The 4212-nt window shown below is 56.6% G+C and carries 3 protein-coding genes and 1 other annotated feature; of the genes, 1 reads left to right on the top strand and 2 read right to left on the bottom strand.

The window, feature by feature from the left end:
* Nucleotides 1–232 precede the first annotated feature (232 nt).
* Together H6B10_RS12905 and H6B10_RS12900 are read right to left on the bottom strand one after the other, a co-directional pair.
* On the bottom strand, nt 233–1615 hold the full coding sequence (locus H6B10_RS12905) for a TrpB-like pyridoxal phosphate-dependent enzyme (RefSeq protein WP_204651980.1): 1383 nt from the start codon (nt 1613–1615) through the stop codon (nt 233–235).
* Nucleotides 1616–1687: 72 nt separating this feature from the next.
* Nucleotides 1688–1943: a binding site (T-box leader), on the bottom strand.
* Nucleotides 1944–2077: 134 nt separating this feature from the next.
* The gene (locus H6B10_RS12900; RefSeq protein ID WP_204651979.1) at nt 2078–2956 is read right to left on the bottom strand and encodes an AraC family transcriptional regulator; all 879 of its coding nucleotides are present in this window, start codon (nt 2954–2956) and stop codon (nt 2078–2080) included.
* A gap of 117 nt (nt 2957–3073) precedes the next feature.
* On the opposite strand from H6B10_RS12900, the gene H6B10_RS12895 reads away from it, so the two are divergent.
* On the top strand, nt 3074–4212 hold a 1139-nt coding region (locus tag H6B10_RS12895), incomplete at its 3' end, for an alpha-glucosidase (RefSeq protein WP_204651978.1).

The raw sequence follows: 4212 nt of genomic DNA, 5'->3' as shown, positions 1-4212 counted from the left end.
ACTGGGCATCGACAAGTGCGTGGAGATCATCCGGGACCTGTACTGAACCAGGGACCGCGGAACAGATTTGACACAAAACAAACTGTAAAAATATATAAAATTATACAAAATGTAATTACCTGCCCGTGCAGATACAGAAAGCCGGCCTCCCCAAACGGGGAGACCGGCTGTTTTTGTGGGAATTTTGCAGCGGTATACCCCGCTGAAGGGGGAGACCGGGCCGGCGGGTAAATCAGTCCTGGCCGGGCACCTTCGGCAGGCGGGCAAAGCTGGCTTCCAGTTCTTCGTCGGTGGGGACGGTATCGGTCATCAGGCCGTCGTGGAATTTCTCGTAAGCCACCATATCAAAGTAACCGGTGCCGGTCAGGCCAAAGAGGATGGTTTTTTCCTCGCCGGTTTCCTTGCAGCGCAGGGCTTCATCAATGGCCACCCGGATGGCGTGGCTGCTCTCCGGGGCGGGCAGAATGCCTTCCACCCGGGCAAACTCTTCCGCCGCTTCAAAGACTTTGGTCTGCTCCACGGCCACCGCTTCCATCAGGCCGTCGTGATAAAGCTGGGCCAGCACGGGGCTCATGCCATGGTAGCGCAGGCCGCCCGCGTGGTTGGCCGACGGGATAAAGTTGCTGCCCAGGGTGTACATCTTGGCCAGGGGGCAGACCATGCCGGTATCACAAAAATCATAGGCAAACCGGCCCCGGGTAAAGCTGGGGCAGGAGGCAGGCTCCACCGCAATGAACCGGTAGTCTGCTTCGCCCCGCAGTTTCTGGCCCATAAAGGGGGAAATCAATCCGCCCAGGTTGCTGCCGCCGCCTGCACAGCCAATGATGATGTCAGGCTTGACACCGTATTTGTCCAGGGCGATCTTGGCTTCCACGCCGATGACACTCTGGTGCAGCAAGACCTGATTGAGCACGCTGCCCAGCACATAACGATAACCGGGGGTGGTGGTGGATTTTTCCACCGCCTCGCTGATGGCGCAGCCCAGGGAACCGGTGGTGCCGGGGTGTTCGGCCAGAATCCGGCGGCCGACCTCGGTTTCCATGGAGGGGGACGGGGTCACCGAAGCACCATAGACCCGCATGACTTCCCGGCGGAACGGTTTTTGCTCATAGGAGCATTTGACCATATACACCTTGCAGTCCAGCCCCAGGTACGCGCAGGCCATGGAAAGGGCCGTGCCCCACTGCCCGGCACCGGTCTCGGTGGTAACGCCTTTCAGGCCCTGCTGTTTGGCGTAGTAGGCCTGAGCAATGGCGCTGTTCAGTTTATGGCTGCCCGAGGTGTTGTTGCCTTCAAACTTGTAGTAGATTTTGGCGGGTGTTTGAAGTTTTTTCTCCAGGCAGTAGGCCCGTACCAGCGGCGAAGGACGGTACATCTTGTAAAAATCGCGGATCTCATCGGGAATGGGAATCTCCCGGGTGTCGTTGTCCAGTTCCTGGCGGATCAGCTCATCACAGAATACCGGCCGCAGATCCTCATACCCCATGGGTTGGCCTGTGCCGGGGTTCAGCAGGGGGGCGGGTTTGTTTTTCATGTCGGCGCGCACGTTGTACCAGGTGCGGGGCATTTCCTCTTCGGTCAGGTAAATCTTGTACGGGATTTTCTCTGCTGCCATGATGCGGCTCCTTTCTGTGCGCCGAGGGGAACAAAAAAAGACCTTTGTCCCACAGGGCTGTGTAAAAATACCCTTTGGGACAAAAGTCTTGCAACTTCTGCGGTGCCACCCAAATTGACGAAGCCGTGCTTCGCCCGCTCATTCGATGTGCCAACACACACCGTTCCTGCTAACGGGGGAAATCCGTCGGCTCCTACTGGGGCTTGCAACCCGTTCGGTCCGCCCTCGGCAGTCCATTCGGCAAAGGTGCTTCCGCCGCGCTCTCACCACCCGCGGCTCTCTTTGAGAAAACCGTTCTTTGCTTACTCCTCTGCGTCATCGGTTTGACGATTCAACGATTTAGACCGTTGAATTGCTTCGCACTATACCAGAAACACCGCGCTCTGTCAAGCTGACAAGAAACTTTTTGGGGTTTTGACCAAAAATAAATTCGCAATTTTGTACTATTTCACGATGGCGCGGTCAGCGGCTGCCGCACAGCTGTTTGCGGTATTCTTTGGGCGATACCCGTTTGTATTCCCGGAACTTGCGGATGAAATAGCTGAAGTTGTCAAACCCCACAGCTACCGCGATTTGAGAAACCGACAGATCCGATTCGGTCAGCAGTTGGGCGGCCTGCTGGATGCGGTATTCGTTCAGAAAACCGATGGGGGATTTGCCGGTTTCCTTGCGGAAATAGTGGCAGAAATAGGTAGGGCTCAGGTAGGTCAGGTCGGCCAGTTCCTGCAGGGTAAGGGGCTGGGTGTAGTGCTGCTGCATGTAGGTGATCACGTTTTTCAGTTTGTTCAGGTTTTCTTCCTCACGGGCAGAACCGGCACTTTCCACCAGGGCGTTGCAGCGGTACAGCTGTTCCAGTACCTGCAAAATATGGATTTTGATGCTTAAAGGGTACCCCGGTGTACGCTCGTGGTAGAGGCGGACAATTCCCTGCAAATGGCCCAGAATGGCCCCGGCAGCTTCGGCGGGCAGTATCTGCGCCGGGGTGGGAAAACTCAGCCGGTGGCTGGTCACGGGGCGGATGAACTGGTGCTGGCAGGTGTCGTACAGCTCAAAATCCAGAAAACTGGCCCGGAACACCACCGCGTGGTGGAAGGATTCGCCTGTGGAGCGGATCTCGTGCAGCTCGCCGGAATTGACAAAACAGAATTCCCCCGGGTGCAGCAGATAGGATTTACCGCGCACCGTCAGTTCCAGTACACCGGTTTCCACATACACCCATTCCAGTTCTTCGTGCCAGTGCTGGGCAACGCTGTAAAAGCCGTCCTTGTCGTGGTGGGAATACACCTGCAGCGGGAAGGTGGTGGTGCCGTGGGTATGTTTTTCCTGCAGCGTGGGCAGCATGGTCCGCCTCCTTGCAAATCGAAAGATTGTGTTATTTTTTGGCAAAATTATGGAAGAAGCCCCTGTTGCTTTTGATTATACTGGAAATCAGAAAAAAGCACAAGGGAGCGTGGTAAGATGGCGGAATCCTGGTGGAAAAAAAGTGTGATCTACCAGATTTATCCCCGCAGCTTTTGCGACAGCAATGGTGACGGCGTCGGTGATCTGAACGGCATTCGTTCAAAATTGTGGTATCTGGAAAAACTGGGTGTGGATGTGCTCTGGCTCAGCCCGGTATACCGTTCCCCCAATGCGGATAACGGCTACGATATCTCGGATTACTATGATATTTCGCCGGAATACGGCACCATGGACGAGATGAAGCTGCTGCTGCAGGAATGCCGCGAACGGGGCATCCGCATCATCATGGATCTGGTGGTCAACCACACTTCGGATGAACACCGCTGGTTCCAGGACGCGCGCCGCAGCAAGTCCAGTCCTTACCGGGATTTTTACATCTGGCGGCCCGGTAAAAACGGCGGCCCACCCAACGATCTGCAGTCCAATTTCGGCGGCAGCGCCTGGGAGTATACCGAGGAAACCGGCGAGTATTACCTGCATTTCTACGGCAAAAAGCAGCCGGACCTGAACTGGGAAAACCCCGCCCTGCGCCGGGAAATCTGGAAGATGATGAATTACTGGATCGATCTGGGCATCGGCGGTTTCCGTATGGATGTGATCGATCTGATCGGCAAGGTGCCCGACCGGGGCATCAAGGAAAACGGTCCCCGCCTGCATGAGTATCTGCAGGAGATGAACCGGGAGACTTTCGGCCGCAAGGACCTGCTGACGGTAGGGGAATGCTGGGGTGCCACGCCGGAGATCGGGCGGCTGTACTCCGACCCGGCCCGCCACGAACTGAGCATGATCTTCCAGTTTGAGCAGATCCAGCTGGACAAGCAGCCCGGCGGTCACCGCTGGGACCTGAAACCCCTGGAACTGCCGGAACTGAAAGCGGTGTTCAACAAATGGCAGCAGGAACTGGAAGGACATGGCTGGAACAGCCTGTTCTGGAGCAACCACGATCTGCCGCGCATCGTGTCCCGCTGGGGTAACGATCGGGAATTCCGGGTGGAGTCGGCCAAAATGCTGGCCACCGTGCTGCACGGCATGAAGGGGACCCCCTACATTTACCAGGGCGAGGAACTGGGCATGACCAATGTGCCTTTCGCTTCCCCTGATGATTTTACCGACATCGAGAGCCGCAATGTCTGCGC

Source organism: Gemmiger formicilis (assembly GCF_016901605.1).
Taxonomy (GTDB): Bacteria; Bacillota; Clostridia; order Oscillospirales; family Ruminococcaceae; genus Gemmiger; species Gemmiger formicilis_B.
The sequence above is the reverse complement of the archived record's forward strand: the minus strand, read 5'-3'. Positions and strand labels throughout refer to the sequence as shown.